The sequence below is a fragment of the Deinococcus cellulosilyticus NBRC 106333 = KACC 11606 genome (assembly GCF_007990775.1).
Lineage (GTDB): Bacteria > Deinococcota > Deinococci > Deinococcales > Deinococcaceae > Deinococcus_C > Deinococcus_C cellulosilyticus.
Genome location: NZ_BJXB01000023.1, coordinates 1 through 15,765 on the forward strand (window position 1 = coordinate 1; position 15,765 = coordinate 15,765).

The following is a 15,765-nucleotide window of genomic DNA, read 5'->3' on the forward strand; positions in this document are numbered from 1 at the left end:
TGGATGTGATGCTGGAGCAGTTGCAGCTCATGGAGCACCTGCCCATGCTGGTGGCCCTGCGTGCCGGTGGGGATTGCCCTTACCCTTTGATCTGGGACATGTACGGGATCACCCAGAACGGGTCCATCACCCGAAAAGGCTTGAAGGTGCTGGAGTACCTGGAAGCCCTCGCGCAAGTGCTGGACGTGCCGGTATGATTTTGATTGTTGAAGCATATGACCCGGGGCCTGAGAAGACTGCTTTTGCAGTGCTGGCTGCTGGGGCCAGGGATGCCCTGGAGTTGGTGGACACCGGGGTGCTTCCATCCTGGGGCAGTGAACTGCAGGGCCGGATCCTGGGCAAAGAAGGTGGCTTGATTGCCATTGAGGGGGTGGCAAACTACCTGGCTTCCAAAGCCCGGGCCAGCACCCTGTTCAAAACCTGTGAGGTGGTGGGGCGCCTCAAGGCCCTGGCGGAAGTGGCCGGGTTTGAGCCGTATGTGCTGCCTGCAAATGCCCCGTTTGGCAAACCCCATTGGCGCTACAACCTCACTGGGCGGGAGGGTGCGGGTGACGCGGCAGTGAAAACCGCTTTGAAGCTGCTGTTTGGCAAAGCTGCCTTGGTCGGCAGGACCAACCATGAATTGGATGCTTTGGGGCTGGCTGTGGTGGCCGCCCGTGTGAACTGGAGGAAATTCCATGCAATTGAGAAAAGGTGAAGAGTTCGTGTTTTGCCCTCAAGAGAATCAAGAGTATGTGGTGAAGTCAGGGGTGTTGGTGCGTCCTCACCTGGTTTCAGACCGCATGCGAGTACATGTGCAGTATTTGCTTCCTGGGGACGTGTTTGGTCGGGATGTGCTGGCATCAGGCCGCATGGATCAGGTGGTGTATGAGGCTTTGACGCCTGCTGAGGTGCTTTCCAGTGGGCCGGATGGGGAGAGCGTTGCCCGACAGCTGGACCGGTCCATGATGATTGCTGGTTTGCTATCGGTGCCGGTTGCCATCACGCGGGTCGCTGCGTTTTTGCTCTGGGCCTCTGGAACGCCCCTGTTTTCCAAGGTGGATGGGGCATTGGTGTGTAACCTGTCCCATGAAGTGCTCTCAGAGTGCGTGCGCTTGGGCCGTGAGCACACCACCAAGGTGCTCAATGAGGTGCAGGGTTGTGGAGGTGTGAAGCTGGGCTACCGGCGTTTGGAGCTCACTGACTTCCGTGCTTTGGAAGACCTGGTTCACCAGCACAATTGAAGTTGTAAAGTTAACCCTTCTGTCCTATACTACGGACAAAGCAAAAAGGGGTGACTGATAATGGCAATTATCACCGTGACAAAACAGCAAGCAACCACCCCCGCAACCTGCGGCATGTGCGGCGCCCCCCGTCCAGCCTTCACCGGATTCTGGAGTTGCCCCACCTGCAAACAGCAGCACTCCGTTGCGGGGGTTCGTCCAGCCGACCCCACCCCCCATGTGGCACCCAAGGGGCAAGCATGAATGCCGGATACATCAGCGGCCTCCTCAAAGGGGATGTGGACCTGCGGTACACCCCCAATGGGGTAGCCATTGCCTCCCTACAACTGGTGGGGGAGAGGACCAACAACGAAGGCCGCACCGTCTTCAGCAGCATCAAAGTCCAGTTCTTCGACAAGCAAGCAGAACGCTACGCTGAAACCCTCAGGGACGGCGATCCCCTCATGGCCTACGCAGACGTGCGCTACCGGTCCTGGGAGACCAGTGAAGGGGAAAAAGCCCACACCATCAACGTCAACGGCAAAAAAATCCTGCGCGTGCTGGAACCCGAAACCCGAGACACCGAATTCGGGCCGGTGCTGTGCAACTGCATCAACCACTTCACCTTCATCGGCAACACCACCCTGGCCCCTGAACTGAAGTACACCCCTGCAGGGGACGCTTACTGCAGCACCTCAGTTGCTTACAGCATCTGGGACTTCAAGCAGAAAGAAGAAACCTCCCACTACATCAAAGTCAAAGCCTGGCGCGAGCAGGCAAATGCCCTCGTCAAAGCACGCAAAGGACAACCCCTCCTGGTGGAAGGCCCACTGGCCTGGGCATCCTGGACGGCACCCAACGGAGACCCCCGCGGTGAACTGCAACTCGTTGCAGAAGACTTCACCCTGCTCGACTTCATCAGGACAGATGCAGCCAGCACCAGCAGACCCACCCTCAAACCCAAACTGGACATTGATGACAACACAGGCCAGGATGACCTTCTCCCTGAAGAAGACTTGCCCTTTTGAAACGAGGACCCCATGACTCACATCACACAGCTCGACCCCAACACGTCAGAGCCTAAGGACTTCCTGCACACCTACCAGGTCCTCAAGCAATTGAGCGCCACGCCCACCACAGTGGGACAACTCATGTTCAGACGAGGCATCAAGAAATCCTACGAAGGCAGTGCCACAGTGCGCCACATCCTGCACTGGGCTGCACAGCACGGCTTGGTTACTCAAGCCCTCGGCATCATCAAAGGCAAGGAATACGAAGTGTTCAGTCTCACCATCCGGGGAGAGACATGGCTCGACAACAACTGGGTCCGTTACAACAGCCAGCTCAACCCTACCGTGTACGCCCGCTGGCAGGCCCTCAACAGCTTTCGTACCTGCAAAGAGGCAATGGACATGAAGTTCCTCCGGCGCTTGGTAAAGCTCGGTTTTGTTTGGGAAAACCCAGATCTTCGAGGCCAGTTCCACATCACCCATGCAGGTTTGGACTGGCTTAGAGCTCATGACCATCTATTTGCTCTATCTGAAGAAGCAGCATGAAGCAGACCCAAAGAGGCAACTTCAGTCCTACTAAGGAGCCTGCTTACTGTGAAATTTCTCTTATGTAAAGCATTATTGCCAAGACAATTAGTAATGAGGATACATCTTATTTTAATAACTAAAAGAAAATTTGAGCTTTTAGATTAAGAAATACTCCTTAAAGCATTTCCTAATCTTCCAAGTCAAAAAGACTATTTTGCCGAGTTCCCAGTGCACGCTCAAGTTTCATATTTTCAAGCATGCGAATAGCTTCAGCTTCATTCGCCGCTGATGGTATTGCAGGCCTTAAAGAAGCAGAGGTCTTTTTAGCAGGTCGTCCACGGCGTTTGATGGGTAATGCAGAAAGACTTTCCAAATGCAAGGATTCAAATTCAGACTGAGGTAATGCGCTTCCTTCTAACGAATCATGTGCTTTTGGTAATTTTGCTGATCTTATTGGTGCTCGTTGTAACGAAGGAACGCTAGATGGAATCAGGGTTGACATAAGGGCATTCAAAATCTCAGACTGCTTACTGGTCTGAGCTTTCAAAACCTTATCAAGTTTATTGCATAGAGATATAAGATGGTTAAGCCTGGAGATGATACGGTGCTGTTCAAGCAAAGGTGGTAATGCAATGGGACAGTTTTGAAGTTGAGTCATATTTATTGAGGCCAAGTTAGTGGTCTGCTTTGAGGCTCCAGCAAAATAAATACGACAAAATTGCGAATTTAGAAATTTTTCAAGCCATAATTCATTCTGAGTAGCTAAAATTTTTCTAGCTTTGAAAACATGATTTTGATGCACGCAGGTATCAATTTCGCCCTGCCAAATCGCAGTTCTTCCTACTTTATCCCAATCGCCACCTTCAGTAATTAAAAGATCACCTTTTCGTAAAATATATTTTTCAATCTCATCAACGGGTAATTCAATATTTTTCATTTCACTTAGCACTAAATAGCCGCGTTGAACATTAGCAACTCTCAAGTAGGGAAGTTCTACTATTTTTCTGTTTGTAAGATTTCTCCCCTTTGTTATACCACCACTTATTGCAGTAATAGTATTGAGCCGCACCCACTCCCAGCCCTGAGGAATCTGGAAAGGCATTTCTTCAACAGAAACGTTAGGTAGTGGTTTATATGATTTGATTTTACCTAAGGATATAAGTCGCTGTCTTTCGTTATTTATATCATCTATTAGAATTCTTGCAGGTGGATCACTGGGATCTTGAGGGACCAGTTTTCCCATTACGGCAAGCTGTATTACAGCTTGCCGTAATTCCTCTATATCTTTGGGTGTTTGATGAAGATCACCAAAGTGAGCACGCAGAAACCCCCAAGCTTGAGCAAACGTCTCTGGTTCGGTGGCACTCAACAGAGCATTCAAAGCAGAACCATGAACGCTCTGACGCTTATGCTCCCGTGAGATACGCAGTGCTTCGATTTCATTACAACGTGCCATGAGTTGATCGATCTTGGTCACGATACGGCGCTGTTCAGGGAGAGGAGGGAGAGGGAAAAGTGTTTGAGTAAAGTACTCAGTGGGCACACGCCTCTGACCTGCCGTTCCTGTCATAAATGGAATAGCATCAGCAATATATTTAGGATTTTTCAGGAAATTAAGTAAATATAACGGCTCTACAGCTCCGAATGAATTTCGAAACACATGAAGCTCTGTTGTCCCGGCCCCAATTCCATTGGGAAGATTTTTAAATACACATGATTTTGCATTTTCAAAGCATGGTGTTATTTTTGCAAGAGCAATATCGCCATTAGCAATGTGAGTGAATCCTGTTTTGATATCTTTCCACTTTCTTGTTTCAAAGCTATGATCTACCCCTATATCGGAAGAAATCATTGACATTGACACAAAACCTACATCTAAATCATCTTCAGCGTTGTTACGAGGATTAATAACACCTAATTCACCTAATCGAATCCACTCCCAGCCAGGAGGCAAATCGAAGGGAACTTCACTAATATCGATAGGAGGCAATTTTCTAGGAAGCTTTATTTTTTTTGATTCTACCAATTTACGCTTCTTAGTCTCTATCTCTTTCAGCAATTCACTTGCTGGTGGATCACTTGGATCTTGCTCTACTAGTTTTCCCTGCATCCCTAGAGTCAGAATTAATTCCCTGAGCTTTCTTATTCCATCAGGTGCATTAAAGGCAGCGTCAAAATGTTCTTCGAGCAGTTGCATCAGCGACCGCCCCCTAGAGCAGCCATTAATTCCTCTTTAAGAGCTTGTTGTGCATCCTGCACCTGACGAGTCAATTCGAGGTATTCTGCCATCAGTTCAGTGGGATCACCATGCGTAACCTCAACTTCATGCGGATTTTTAATGTCAAGGTTATAATTGCGTGCTACAATGTCATCGACACTAACTTTCCATGCGTATTCGTTTTCCTGCCGGTCTACCCGGGCTGCTCCACCCCACCATTCTATTTCCCGATCAAACTCAGCCCTAGTCAGAGGACGTGTGCGGGAGTAAGACTTGTAGCCTTCTGGATATGGGTGCTCGAAGAACCACACATCCTGGGTAGGGGTCCCTTTTTCGAAGAACAAAATGTTGGTTTTAATATTGGTATATGGGCTGAATACCCCTTTGGGCAGACGGATGATGGTATGCAGGTTGAAGGAATGCAGCAACTCTTTCTTGATGTGGGTTTTAACCCCTTCGCCGAACAGGAAGCCATCAGGGAGTACCACACCAGCCCGTCCTCCATCTTTGAGCAGGTGCATAATCAGCGCCATAAAAAGGTCGGCTGTCTCCCTGGTTTGGTAATTGCTGGGGAAGTTGAATTCGATGCCATTTTCCTCAATACCACCAAAAGGAGGGTTAGCCAGCACAACATCCACTCTTTCACTTGCCCTGTAATCCCGCAGGGGCCTGGCCAATGTATTGTCATGCCGGATCTGTGTAGGCACATCAATACCGTGTAGCATCATGTTGGTCATGGCCAACTGGTGTGGCAAAGGCTTTTTCTCAACACCCCGCACATTTTCTTGAATCTTCAAGTTATCGGCTGGGGTTTTGGCTTGCTTTTTGAGGTGGTCCACCACCCCGGTCAGAAAGCCACCTGTACCGCAAGCTGGATCAAGGATGATTTCACCCAGTTTTGGGTCGATGATGTCTACCATGAATTGCGTGACGGCTCGGGGTGTGTAGTACTCCCCTGCATTCCCGGCAGATTGCAGGTCCCCAAGAATCTTTTCGTAAATGTCATTGAAGAGGTGTCGATCTTGCATAGAGTTGAAATCAAGGTCCTCTTCAATGACGTTGATGACTTGCCGCAAGAGCGTGCCAGACTTCATGTAGTTGTAGGCATCTTCAAAAATCAGCCCGACCACATGACCTTGCGGTACAGAGTGGCCTTTGAGCTTTTTAAGGGCAGGAAAGAGATCGTTATTGACGAAATCAATCAGTTCTTCCCCTGTGATGCCCTCAGGGTTGCTCGCCCAGGCCGACCAGCGGTGTTGGGGCTGCAAGGGGGAGGTGTAATTTTCGATGGTCAGTTCCCATTCTTGTTCTTTGTCATCAAAGATCTTCAGGAACAAAAGCCATACCAGCTGGCTGATGCGTTGGGCGTCACCGTCCACACCGGTGTCTTTGCGCATGATGTCTTGCACGGATTTTACGAGGGTATTGATGGACATGATGCTTCCTTCTGTGATCTGAGATGGGGGTTCAGCGGGGTTCAGGCGCTATCGGTGTACTTATACAACTGATCTTCCAGTTCACGCAAGGCCTTTTCGTAGGCCTCTTTGTCTCCAAAGGCTTTCACGATCTCCAGCGGGGTTCCAAGATCACGGAATGGGTCGAGCTGGAGCACTTTGACATCTTCAATGGTTGTGATGCCTTGGTCTGCGTATTTCTCCAAGAGGGCTTCAAGCACACGTCTCGCCTTAGCACCATACTTAGTGAATGGATCACGTTTCTTGACCTTGGCTGCCCTTTCCTGCCTTGTCAGAGGGGGTTGATCCCATGCCAGGTGGCAGATCAGGTCGAACGGATCGAGGTTCAGGTGCAGTTCGGCATTCAAGGCTTCAAAGAATACACCCTCACCTTCCAACTCTTCAATGATGGTCTTTTTGCGATCCGCTGCATTCCAACGCCGCAAAAAGTCATCCAGGGAAGCAAATTCCCTGTTGAGGGTTTTCAAGGTGTAATCCTTGAGGGATTCGGTAATGGGCTGGTTGTTGGCGTCATAATACATGACGCGCTCAGCCGCGACCTCTATCGTTACATTCCGAACAACGTACTTTCGGACGGCTTTGGGATCACCTTCAGGTTCTGGTTTGGAGATATCCCCTTCGGGTTCTGGAGGATTGGGCGGATCTCCAACCCCCGGTTCGTAGACCTGTACTGGCTTCCCATCGAATGCTGGGTCCGCGAACAATGCGGTGGCCCGTTTAAAATCCAGAATCGTGAAGTAGAACTTGTTGTGGTCTTCATTGATGCGGGTTCCGCGTCCGATGATCTGCTTGAATTCGGTCATGGACTGGATGCGTTGATCCAGCACGATAACTTTGCAGGTTTGTGCGTCCACCCCTGTGGTCATCAATTTGGAAGTTACGGCAATGACGGGGTACTTGCTCTCTGGAAAAATAAAGTTGTCGAGCTCTGCTTTGCCTTCTTTTGAATCACCTGTGATGCGCATAATGTAGCGGGGGTCTTCGCGCACCAGATCAGCATTTTCATTCACGAGAGCTTGACGCATGCGTTCAGCGTGTTCAATGTCTTCGCAGAAAACGATGGTCTTGTCGTAAGGGTTGGTGGCCCTGAGGTACTCTGTGATTTTCTTGGCCACCAACTGGGTGCGGGGCTCCAACACCAGTGTTTTGTCGTAGTCCTTCTGGTTGTAGTCGCGCTCTTCGATCAAGTTGCCGTACTTGTCGCGCATCCCTGCTTCTGGCCGCCATCCCGTGAGGTCTTTGTCGAAATCGAAACGCACAACCCTGTAAGGGGCCAAGAAACCGTCGTCGATGCCCTGCTTGAGCGAGTACGTGTAAATGGGCTCTCCAAAGTAGTCAATGTTCGACACCTCTTTGGTTTCTTTGGGTGTGGCTGTCAGCCCAATCTGGGTGGCAGAGGAAAAGTACTCAAGAATTTCCCGCCAGTTGGAGTCTTCCGCTGCACTGCCACGGTGACATTCATCAACAACAATCAAGTCAAAAAAGTCGCGGCTGAACTGCTTGTAAATGTCTTTAGACTCATCTTCACCTGTGATGGCCTGATAGAGCGACAGGTAGATTTCATAGGATTTGTCCGTTTGCCTTTTGCTGATCTTGGTCATGGCCGACCCAAAAGGTTTGAAGTCGTTGGTCATGGTCTGGTCGATCAGGATGTTTCGGTCTGCCAGAAACAGGATGCGCTTCTTGGCTTTGGCACGCCAGAGCCTCCAGATGATCTGAAAGGCCGTCATGGTCTTTCCGGTGCCGGTGGCCATGACCAGAAGGATACGGTTTTGCCCGCGGGCAATGGCTTCGGTGGTTTTGTTGATGGCCAGCATCTGGTAGTAGCGTGGCACTTTGCCACTGCCGTCCCGGTAGTAATCTTCAGTCACCAGGTTGTTTTGTGTTGCGGTCAATCCGCGCTCATCGTTCCACCAAGTCCACAACTGCTCGGGCCTGGGAAACTCATCCAAAGACAGTTCCGTTTCCATCTGCGCCGCGGACGCCAAGGTGTTTCGGAAGAGGAACCCATCACCATTTGAGCTGAAGACAAAGGGGACTTCCAGGGCCTCTGCATACCCAACGGCTTGTTGCATGCCGTGCCCCACCGTGTGGGTGTTGTCTTTGGCTTCAATCACAGCAATGGGAATACCTGGCTTGTAGAACAGCACGTAATCGGCGCGTTTGGCAGATCCCCGGGCATGCAGCTGCCCACGCACCGTCACCCGGCCTTTGGTGATCTGGTATTCAGCAAAGATCTGTTCTTGCAGGTCCCATCCAGCCTTCTGCAGGGCTGGGGTGATGAATTTGTTGCAGATGTCCTGCTCAGAAAGGTTTTTCTTATCAATCATGCTGAACGCACTCCTGGGTGAAATTGGATGAGCCTTTCAGGAGCTGCCTAACGCATAGTGACTGCATGTCCGGCAACGCCATGATGTGGTGGCTTGGTACAGGCAATAGTGCGCACACTCTGTTCTCGGAAGTGAGAAAATCCCATCATTGTGCACATCGCTACACATGATCGCATGAAGTGTGCGTATATGCAACGTAAACCGTTCAGGGGCCTGGCCCAGATCTTTTGCGGCAAAAAGCCAGTACCATGAAGAGGACTGCATAGGAGTGTGCCGTTGATATTGCCCCCGAGTGAATTGCTCGGGGGTTTTGCATTCCCCACTTTTACCAATCTCTCCCCTGGGAACCCCCACCTTTCTCCTGGGAGACTCCCACCAGTCCCACCTTTCCCCTCCACAGCCACTGCCTGAGAGAAAGCTGGCAGAAAACGGCACTGAGAGAAAGAAAAAGCCTCATGAGGTCCCACCGTGTTACGGCGTGGGGCAGTACGGTTCTCCCACAATGCCCCACCTGGGAAAAGAAACCCCATGAGCCACAATGACCGCGATAAAACCCACTTTGAAGAGACCATCACCCTGGGGAATGGCAGGACTGCCCGGAGGTGTCAAGCATTCAAGAAGGGCACCGATCAACAGTGCTCACAACCATGCGTTGAGGGCTACAACGTCTGTCGGGTTCACGGGGCTGGCACCAAAAAGCGCCTGGCGCCTGAGACCAGCAAGCCGGTGGATTCCACCCCTGTGGAGTTGCGGGGGGCGGCGGCGGCTGGGCTGGTGCCTGAGCCTTCAAAGCCTGCGCAACCCGAGGGCCAGAAGAGACCTCCAGGCAGGCCTCCCACGCACGGGCTGTACAGCAAGCAGGGGCGGACCAACATCCAGCAGCTCATGCAGCAGATCATGGAGATGGATGCGGACCTGGACAACACAGACCGTGAGCTTGCCACCCTGAAAGCGACCCTTTGGCACCTGCTGGAGCAGCAAGACCAGCAGAGCGAGTATGCAGATCAGTTGTCTGACGCTATGGGGGTGTTGCGGGACGCGATTGGTGAGCAGGAAGACCCCGGCCAGGTCAAAGCCATCATGAGGGCCATCCAGGACGCTTTGAAGCTGCAAGCCCTGCTGTCTTCGTGGCTGGACAATGTGACCAGCACTGCGGCCCTCATCATCAAGGCCAGCAAAGAGAGGGCAGAGACCCGGGCGAAGATGGCCGAGGCCAAAGCTTTAGAGCACTTTGGCAAGCTGGTGTTGTTGGTGCGGCACATCGTCTGGGAGATCCTGCCGGAGGAAGACATCGACGCTTTTGAGGACCGCCTGAGGCGTGAAGTGCTGGGCCCCAACCGCCTGGATGTGCCTGCAGGCCCACGGGGGAAAGCATGAGTTTGTGGCTTCCCCCTGAGTACCAGCAGCAGCTGGAAAGCAAGCTGTTCCGGCCCAGGCCGGTGTTTGATGCACAGCAACTGGAGAGTTTTGCGGACTGGATTCCGATTTCTGGGATTCGCCCTGAGGGGCCTGGTGGGGCCCGGTTTGATTTGAGCACCCGGCCTTACTTGCGGGACCTGTACACCGAACAAAGAAGCAACCCCAGACGGCGCATTGTCATCATGAAAGCGGCACAGACAGGCTTGACGGTGCGCATGCTGTACCGCTCGGCCTGGTGGTGCGCGGACGCCCGGAAACGGGTGAACACCGCCTTGCTCTTTCCCACCAAGGACGCGGTTTCGGACCTGCACAGCTCACGCTTCCGCCCCATGATGCTGGGCTCCAGCAAGATGATGCAGCTGATTGGTGATGGTGGGGTGGACCAGGTGGGCCTGGTGCGCATGGGTGTGTCGAACATGCGCTTTCGCGGCATGCGCTCCGGGGTGGGCCTGGACTCCTTTCCCGCGGACGTGCTGGAGTTCGATGAGGTGCGCCTCATGGATGAGAGGGCCATCCCTCGGGCTTTTGTGCGTGTCTCAGAAAGCAAAATTGTCAGTCCTGAGGGTTTGCGGGGCATCATCGAGCTGAATTCAACTGCAGGGTTCCCCAAGCGCACCATTGACATGTGGTTCCAGCGGTCCACCATGAATTACTGGCGGACCCCCTGCCCTTCCCCACACTGCAAGAACCATGAACTGGGCATCATCATGCCGTTGCGCTGGCCGGACTGTGTGGGGAGGGAAGGCAAACGGGTGTATTACTGCTGCCCGGATTGCGGCACTGAAATCCCGGACAGTTGGCTGCTCATGCAGGGCTGGTATCAGCCAGAAAACCCCGGGGCCTTGTGGGAAGGCTACCAGTTCAGCCAGATCCTCAAGGGGAATGGTTTTCTGCAAGAGCTCTGGGCGGAATACCTGTCCGGCGACAACCTGCAAGAGTTCTACAACAGTCGATTGGGCATCCCCTGGATGGACCCAGACGCGGTGCCCGTCACCAAACAGGTGCTGGAAAGCTGCATTGATGACTCGGGCGGCTATTACTACCCTGAGCCTCAGCAGGTGCAAGGGGAATGGGTCTCGATGGGCATTGACCAGCGTGCAGGCGAAAAGCATGTGTCCATCTGGAAGCTGGGCGAAGGGCGCACCTTCGACCTGGTACACCTGGAAGTGGTGGAGAAGTCCGGGCATGCCGCGGTGATGGCCTGCAAAGAGCTGGCCCTGAGGTTCCACGCCAAAATTGTGGTCACAGACGGTGAGCCGTCTTATGACTTTGCAATTGACCTGTCCAGGGAACTGGAGGGCATCGTGTGGCTGGCAGACTACACCAACGAGCGGCCCCAACGCATCGAGTTCCTGGATGAACGCAAGAAAACCACCACCAAGAAGGTGTCCGGGGAAGTCAAAACCAACCTGCGGGTGCTGCTGGAACGGTACACCTTCACCGACTGGGCCCTGAAGCAATTCCAGGCGAAACGGGTGCGCTTGCCGCTGGACTTCTATGCCCTGCACCAGGAACGCACCCTGGGCGGCGTGCCTCAAAACTGGAATGTGGCAGAAGAGTACCAGCTGCACATGGAGAATTACGCCCGGGCCAGTGAGCCGAAATACATCCGGCTCAAGGATGAAGCCCCGATCTTCTCCGGCCAGTACAGGCGCGTTTACCGCATGGTGGGGCTGGATCCCCACTTTGCCCACAGCACCGTGTTTGCTTTTGCAGGCCTGGTGTATGGCGGTGGTGATCCCACCACCTTCTTCCTGAGTGGAGGTGACACGGGTCCTGGCGTGGACAGCAACGGCATTCCAGATGCCATGAACATTGAGGCCTTGGAGAAGCAGGCTGAATCCCTCTTGGCGAACACATGCGGGATGTGCAAGCACTGGCAGCACCTGCAGGGCACCAAGGGGCGCTGCAACAACAAGCACGGTGAATTCTTCCGGGCCATCACCCAACAGGATGCACCGAAATGCAAATACTGGAGCAAGAAAAGCTGATTTTGGCCCTGGCCCATGCTGCAGATGCTTGATACGTGTCAAGTACTCTTGTTTTGGGGTGCTGGCTGGCCCTTGCTGGGTTTTCTTCCAATATACGCAAGGATGGTGTACCATGCTGGAGTATGGTGGATGCCCGCGTAGGGCATTCTTCAAGAGGGGAATACGGTGAGGGCCCACTGGCCCAAGTCCGTAACTGACGCGCAACGGTGACTGTCCTTAGTAGGCAGAAGTCCGAACACCTCCCATATCACTTCTCTAGCTGCATTGCAGTTTTGAAAGGAGGTGTGATTGGTGCGTCAGAACAAACCCCAGTCACCCCAAAAGAAAAAAGTCGAGAAGCACAGAGACAGCCTGGCCGTGATGGTCCTCAGGGGCGCATTCGCAAGCATCATTGCTGCGCTGATCGCCTCCTGTTTTACGGACCCGGCCACCCGAACGGGCATCATCAACGGGGTGTTTGAGCTTGCCAAAGGCGCCATTTTCGTGGTGCTGGGCTTTTACTTTGCCAGCAAGTCATCCCCGGGCGATCCCGGCGCCTGAGCCCTGCTGCACCTACAGCAACATCCCCATAGGTGTAAGCCTGTGGGGTGTTTTGTTGGAGTGCAAAGAGTCCTGCGCTAAAGGCCCATCAGACACTGGTTTTCAATCGGGCTGCAGAGAGCGTTTCGTTCAGGTCTGCCAGCTTTTTGTTGGGAACAAGCAGCACAAAACCTTGCACGATGTTCCCGGAGAGCTGCAGCATGAACCACTGATGGGAGTCTTGTTCGGCAGCCTTTTGCATGATGCAATCCACCAGTTCTTCATCTTCCTGGGGCTCCTGGCCCTGTGTGATGCAATCAAAAACATCCCGGGCCACCCGAAGCAGTTCAGGGCGAGAAAAGCTTTGAAAACGGGGCCCAAAAGGTTGGTAAAGATCCGCTAGGGCGCAACAGGACCGTGCGATTTCGGGGGGAACGTCATAAACATGGTGGGTGGGTAGACGACTCATGGTGCTCCATTCAGGCACTGTTGTAAGACCTGATTCTATTGTTGCTTATCTGATCTGACAAGACCTGTACAGGATGTGCGAAATACACTTAACCATACCTTTGCCTAACCAGATGCGTTGGATGGGGCTGAATGGAGCTGCCTCACACACGGTGGCGCAGCAAGCAAAATGCCTTACCAGCGGCTTCATGATACCTGGGCGGCAAGTTTGGTCTCAGAAGGGGAAAATTGTCCTCTCACACACAATCCTCCCTTTGACTTCAGGACATGAACCCAAAATAAGGACATGATAAGTGCTTCATGTGGCAAGTCAAGACCAAAAACACGATTGAAATGAACAACCCTCATGTCCTGGATTTGCAGTACCTTCACGCAACATATGGCAGTAAGGTGTTGACTCTGGCAACCCTGCTGGTGGGTGACAAACAGGTCGCAGAAGAACTGATGGTGAACACCTTTGTGGAGGTCCATCAGAAGTGGCACACCTTTGATCCACAGCAACAAGACATTCAGACGTTCATTCTGCAAGTGACACACCGGCTTTGCTTAAAGTACCTGTCCCAGCAACGGGAACGCCCCACCCTGCAGGTGAAATGGGATGCGAAACAAGGGCGGTTTGTTAAGAACCCTTCTTAAGCACCCTCACAATGAATCTTTCAGGGAACAGGGTGAGCCACAAACCCTGTTGGCACAGCTCAACAAGATGCCTCATCATTGCTGTTTTGCTGCCGTGGTCTTTCAAATCTGAGGCAACTGGTGGGGTTTCAGATGGGACCGAAGGCTGTCATAGGCGGCCCATGCTTCTTCTTCAGTGCCGGTGAACAGCACCTCATGCCCTTGGGTGGGACGCTGGGCCCTCACTTCAAAGACGCCGGTGCTTACGGTTTGCTCTTTTGTGGTGGTCCAGGTCCACCACAAAAATCTGTGTGTGGTTTCCACGGTCTTGAGGGCCTGCACTTGGTACACGGCAATTCGGGTGAACTGCTCCAGGTTCAAAAGGACATTATTGTTGCGCTGGACCCACATGTGTCATGACCTCCAGGTGTGTTCGGTGATCCCTGAGCATTCCAGGTCCTCAGGGCGGTATGCTTGCTGACCGGTGATGGGGTTGGTGTGCTGGGTGACCCCATCTCGGGGTTGCAGCTGGCACACCACGTACTTTTCAATGGTGTGTTTGCCCCGGGTCCGCTGGACTTTCAGCAGGATGCCAGCGTTGGACTGCGCAAGGATTTGCATGTCAAAACCTCACGAATCCTTTGCGCTTCCACCTGCGCATGGGCCTGCTGGCCTCCAGTGCTTTGGCGGCCAGGCGCTGGGCCCGGTGGCGGGGTTTGAGGGGGCGGCCCCTGGTTTTGGGTGTCAGTCGGGGGATAGGCTCAAATGTCATCAAGGGAATGGGAGACATGAAGCCACAAATGAACCGTGTCAGACGGCAAAGCAGGCCTTTCATGACTCAGTGTGTCACAGGGACTGCCGTAAGAGACAACTTTATAACTTTATAGTTGTACAACAATATAGGCACACAGCTGTGCTGTTGCAAAAAAACACCCCGACACCTGCAAGGCATTGGGGTTCAGGGCCAGCCTCATCACTTCCAGGCGTCCAGCACATCCTGGTACATGTCCTCGCCGTACTTTGCATAAACCCGGCTGGTCTCAATGTTGCTGTGCCTGAGCACCCGTGCAACCATGTCCAGGTTCTTGGTTTGCCGGTACAGGTAGGTGCCGGCGTAATGCCTGAGGGAATGCACCCCGCGGTACTTCACCTTGGCCCTTTTGCACACCGCTTTGATGTGGTCCCGGATGGTGTTCGGGCGTTCCCATGCCACAACGCGCACACCCTCACCTTGGCCTTTGGGGGCGGCTTCCAGGAGGGCCCGGAGGCCTGCGGGGATGGGGACCCGGGCCACTTTGCCGCCTTTGCCGTCCACCCGGATTTGCTTGCGGTCCAGGTCCACATCTCCCCATGTGAGCTTTGCAATTTCGTGGATCCGCAAGCCTGCATATGCCCCGAGACCAATGATGATCTTTTCCTCTTCGGTGGCAGCGTCCAGCATCTTTTTCACGTCTTCATCCGTGTAAGGCTGTCGTTTTTCGTGCTTGGGGGTGTTGTCCTTGACGGCTGGCACATCCAGGAAGGGGTTTGCTTCGCTGGCCCCGGCCCACTTGAGGGCCCGGTAGAAAGCAGTTGCAGATGCCCGGCGTGCATTCACCGTGCTGGGGCTGCTCCCTGATCGTTCCAGGTGCCTGAGGTATTCCGCTCCCAAGTCCTCACTGGGAGACAACAGCACCTCCAGCAAGTCTTCACCTTCCAGGCCAGTGCGGGTGAGGTAATCCAGGAACATGTTCAGGCCCGTCCTGTACGTTCTGAGGGTGTTGGTGCTGGTGTGGGCACCGGCTTTTCCCCATGTGGTGAGGTGATGCTTCAGCAGGGCCCACAAACCATCGTGGTCTGCGGCCAGTACCATCTCACGCACCTTTTCTTTGCGGCGCTCTGGCTTCACGGCGCCCCAAGGGAAACTTTCTGCTCTGTAACCGCCTCTGCTCATGCCTTCACCGTATCCACTGTATCAGGTAGAAATCCAGAACTCTGGTCTTGTCTTTTG

The 15,765-nt window shown here is 53.2% G+C and carries 17 protein-coding genes; 9 read left to right on the forward strand and 8 right to left on the reverse strand.

Annotated features, from left to right (window positions below):
- The 5 genes from DC3_RS29295 to DC3_RS21025 all read left to right on the forward strand — a co-directional run.
- A partial coding sequence (locus tag DC3_RS29295) for a hypothetical protein (protein WP_186816168.1) occupies positions 1-197 on the forward strand: 197 nt, incomplete at its 5' end.
- Positions 194-697: a hypothetical protein gene (locus DC3_RS21010; protein ID WP_146887883.1), complete on the forward strand. Its 504-nt coding sequence runs from the start codon at positions 194-196 to the stop codon at positions 695-697. The genes DC3_RS29295 and DC3_RS21010, both read left to right, overlap by 4 nt.
- Positions 678-1,223: a Crp/Fnr family transcriptional regulator gene (locus DC3_RS21015; protein WP_146887884.1), complete on the forward strand. Its 546-nt coding sequence runs from the start codon at positions 678-680 to the stop codon at positions 1,221-1,223. The genes DC3_RS21010 and DC3_RS21015 overlap by 20 nt, the downstream gene beginning before the upstream one ends.
- Before the next feature lie 239 nt (positions 1,224-1,462).
- A complete protein-coding gene (locus DC3_RS21020) occupies positions 1,463-2,230 on the forward strand; it encodes a single-stranded DNA-binding protein (protein ID WP_146887886.1) in 768 nt (255 codons plus the stop codon).
- Positions 2,231-2,242: 12 nt separating this feature from the next.
- On the forward strand, positions 2,243-2,758 hold the full coding sequence (locus DC3_RS21025; protein WP_146887888.1) for a hypothetical protein: 516 nt from the start codon (positions 2,243-2,245) through the stop codon (positions 2,756-2,758).
- Positions 2,759-2,927: 169 nt separating this feature from the next.
- Here DC3_RS21025 and DC3_RS21030 read toward each other — a convergent pair whose 3' ends face one another.
- Genes DC3_RS21030 through hsdR form a run of 3 tightly spaced genes read right to left on the reverse strand, consistent with a single transcriptional unit; the run spans position 2,928 to position 8,763 of the window.
- Positions 2,928-4,937 (reverse strand): restriction endonuclease subunit S, encoded by a 2,010-nt coding sequence (locus DC3_RS21030; protein WP_146887890.1) that lies wholly within the window; start codon positions 4,935-4,937, stop codon positions 2,928-2,930.
- Positions 4,937-6,394, reverse strand: coding sequence for a type I restriction-modification system subunit M (locus DC3_RS21035; RefSeq protein WP_146887892.1), 1,458 nt, complete (start codon positions 6,392-6,394; stop codon positions 4,937-4,939). The genes DC3_RS21030 and DC3_RS21035 overlap by 1 nt, the downstream gene beginning before the upstream one ends.
- Before the next feature lie 41 nt (positions 6,395-6,435).
- Complete coding sequence (gene hsdR / locus DC3_RS21040; RefSeq protein ID WP_246130762.1) at positions 6,436-8,763, reverse strand: EcoAI/FtnUII family type I restriction enzme subunit R; 2,328 nt, start codon at positions 8,761-8,763, stop codon at positions 6,436-6,438.
- Positions 8,764-9,291: 528 nt separating this feature from the next.
- Here hsdR and DC3_RS21045 point away from each other — a divergent pair.
- The 3 genes from DC3_RS21045 to DC3_RS21055 all read left to right on the forward strand — a co-directional run bounded on the left by DC3_RS21045 (position 9,292) and on the right by DC3_RS21055 (position 12,713).
- Entirely contained in the window at positions 9,292-10,140 is an 849-nt protein-coding gene (locus tag DC3_RS21045; protein WP_146887894.1) for a hypothetical protein, read from the forward strand.
- Complete coding sequence (locus DC3_RS21050; RefSeq protein ID WP_146887896.1) at positions 10,137-12,173, forward strand: phage terminase large subunit family protein; 2,037 nt, start codon at positions 10,137-10,139, stop codon at positions 12,171-12,173. The genes DC3_RS21045 and DC3_RS21050 overlap by 4 nt, the downstream gene beginning before the upstream one ends.
- Positions 12,174-12,464: 291 nt before the next feature.
- Positions 12,465-12,713, forward strand: a complete 249-nt coding sequence (locus tag DC3_RS21055; RefSeq protein WP_146887898.1) for a hypothetical protein — start codon at positions 12,465-12,467, stop codon at positions 12,711-12,713.
- Positions 12,714-12,801: 88 nt separating this feature from the next.
- On the opposite strand, the gene DC3_RS21060 is transcribed toward DC3_RS21055, so the two are convergent.
- Positions 12,802-13,161: a hypothetical protein gene (locus DC3_RS21060; RefSeq protein ID WP_146887900.1), complete on the reverse strand. Its 360-nt coding sequence runs from the start codon at positions 13,159-13,161 to the stop codon at positions 12,802-12,804.
- 332 nt (positions 13,162-13,493) lie between these two features.
- Here DC3_RS21060 and DC3_RS21065 point away from each other — a divergent pair, with 332 nt between their 5' ends.
- A complete protein-coding gene (locus DC3_RS21065) occupies positions 13,494-13,796 on the forward strand; it encodes an RNA polymerase sigma factor (protein ID WP_222594810.1) in 303 nt (100 codons plus the stop codon).
- 102 nt (positions 13,797-13,898) lie between these two features.
- Here the strand turns inward: DC3_RS21065 and DC3_RS21070 are convergent, their stop codons facing one another.
- The 4 genes from DC3_RS21070 to DC3_RS21080 all read right to left on the reverse strand — a co-directional run bounded on the left by DC3_RS21070 (position 13,899) and on the right by DC3_RS21080 (position 15,708).
- Entirely contained in the window at positions 13,899-14,186 is a 288-nt protein-coding gene (locus tag DC3_RS21070) for a hypothetical protein (RefSeq protein ID WP_146887904.1), read from the reverse strand.
- 3 nt (positions 14,187-14,189) lie between these two features.
- Positions 14,190-14,396 carry a hypothetical protein gene (locus tag DC3_RS21075; RefSeq protein WP_146887906.1) on the reverse strand — a complete coding sequence of 69 codons (207 nt, stop codon included), beginning with the start codon at positions 14,394-14,396 and terminating at the stop codon, positions 14,190-14,192.
- A 1-nt stretch (position 14,397) separates the two neighbouring features.
- A complete protein-coding gene (locus tag DC3_RS29300; protein WP_186816169.1) occupies positions 14,398-14,547 on the reverse strand; it encodes a hypothetical protein in 150 nt (49 codons plus the stop codon).
- A gap of 201 nt (positions 14,548-14,748) precedes the next feature.
- Positions 14,749-15,708 carry a tyrosine-type recombinase/integrase gene (locus DC3_RS21080; protein WP_146887908.1) on the reverse strand — a complete coding sequence of 320 codons (960 nt, stop codon included), beginning with the start codon at positions 15,706-15,708 and terminating at the stop codon, positions 14,749-14,751.
- Between the last annotated feature and the right edge of the window lie 57 nt (positions 15,709-15,765).

Excerpts from the sequence above, each read along its gene's own strand:
- DC3_RS21065 (WP_222594810.1), top strand. The coding sequence starts at position 13,494 with ATGAACAACCCTCATGTCCTGGATTTGCAGTACCTTCACGCAACATAT.
- DC3_RS21030 (WP_146887890.1), bottom strand. The coding sequence starts at position 4,937 with ATGCAACTGCTCGAAGAACATTTTGACGCTGCCTTTAATGCACCTGAT.
- DC3_RS21080 (WP_146887908.1), bottom strand. The coding sequence starts at position 15,708 with ATGAGCAGAGGCGGTTACAGAGCAGAAAGTTTCCCTTGGGGCGCCGTG.
- DC3_RS21050 (WP_146887896.1), top strand. The coding sequence starts at position 10,137 with ATGAGTTTGTGGCTTCCCCCTGAGTACCAGCAGCAGCTGGAAAGCAAG.
- DC3_RS21075 (WP_146887906.1), bottom strand. The coding sequence starts at position 14,396 with ATGCAAATCCTTGCGCAGTCCAACGCTGGCATCCTGCTGAAAGTCCAG.
- DC3_RS21010 (WP_146887883.1), top strand. The coding sequence starts at position 194 with ATGATTTTGATTGTTGAAGCATATGACCCGGGGCCTGAGAAGACTGCT.
- DC3_RS21060 (WP_146887900.1), bottom strand. The coding sequence starts at position 13,161 with ATGAGTCGTCTACCCACCCACCATGTTTATGACGTTCCCCCCGAAATC.
- DC3_RS21070 (WP_146887904.1), bottom strand. The coding sequence starts at position 14,186 with ATGTGGGTCCAGCGCAACAATAATGTCCTTTTGAACCTGGAGCAGTTC.
- DC3_RS21045 (WP_146887894.1), top strand. The coding sequence starts at position 9,292 with ATGAGCCACAATGACCGCGATAAAACCCACTTTGAAGAGACCATCACC.
- DC3_RS21025 (WP_146887888.1), top strand. The coding sequence starts at position 2,243 with ATGACTCACATCACACAGCTCGACCCCAACACGTCAGAGCCTAAGGAC.
- DC3_RS21035 (WP_146887892.1), bottom strand. The coding sequence starts at position 6,394 with ATGTCCATCAATACCCTCGTAAAATCCGTGCAAGACATCATGCGCAAA.
- DC3_RS21020 (WP_146887886.1), top strand. The coding sequence starts at position 1,463 with ATGAATGCCGGATACATCAGCGGCCTCCTCAAAGGGGATGTGGACCTG.
- DC3_RS21015 (WP_146887884.1), top strand. The coding sequence starts at position 678 with ATGCAATTGAGAAAAGGTGAAGAGTTCGTGTTTTGCCCTCAAGAGAAT.
- DC3_RS29300 (WP_186816169.1), bottom strand. The coding sequence starts at position 14,547 with ATGACATTTGAGCCTATCCCCCGACTGACACCCAAAACCAGGGGCCGC.
- hsdR (WP_246130762.1), bottom strand. The coding sequence starts at position 8,763 with ATGATTGATAAGAAAAACCTTTCTGAGCAGGACATCTGCAACAAATTC.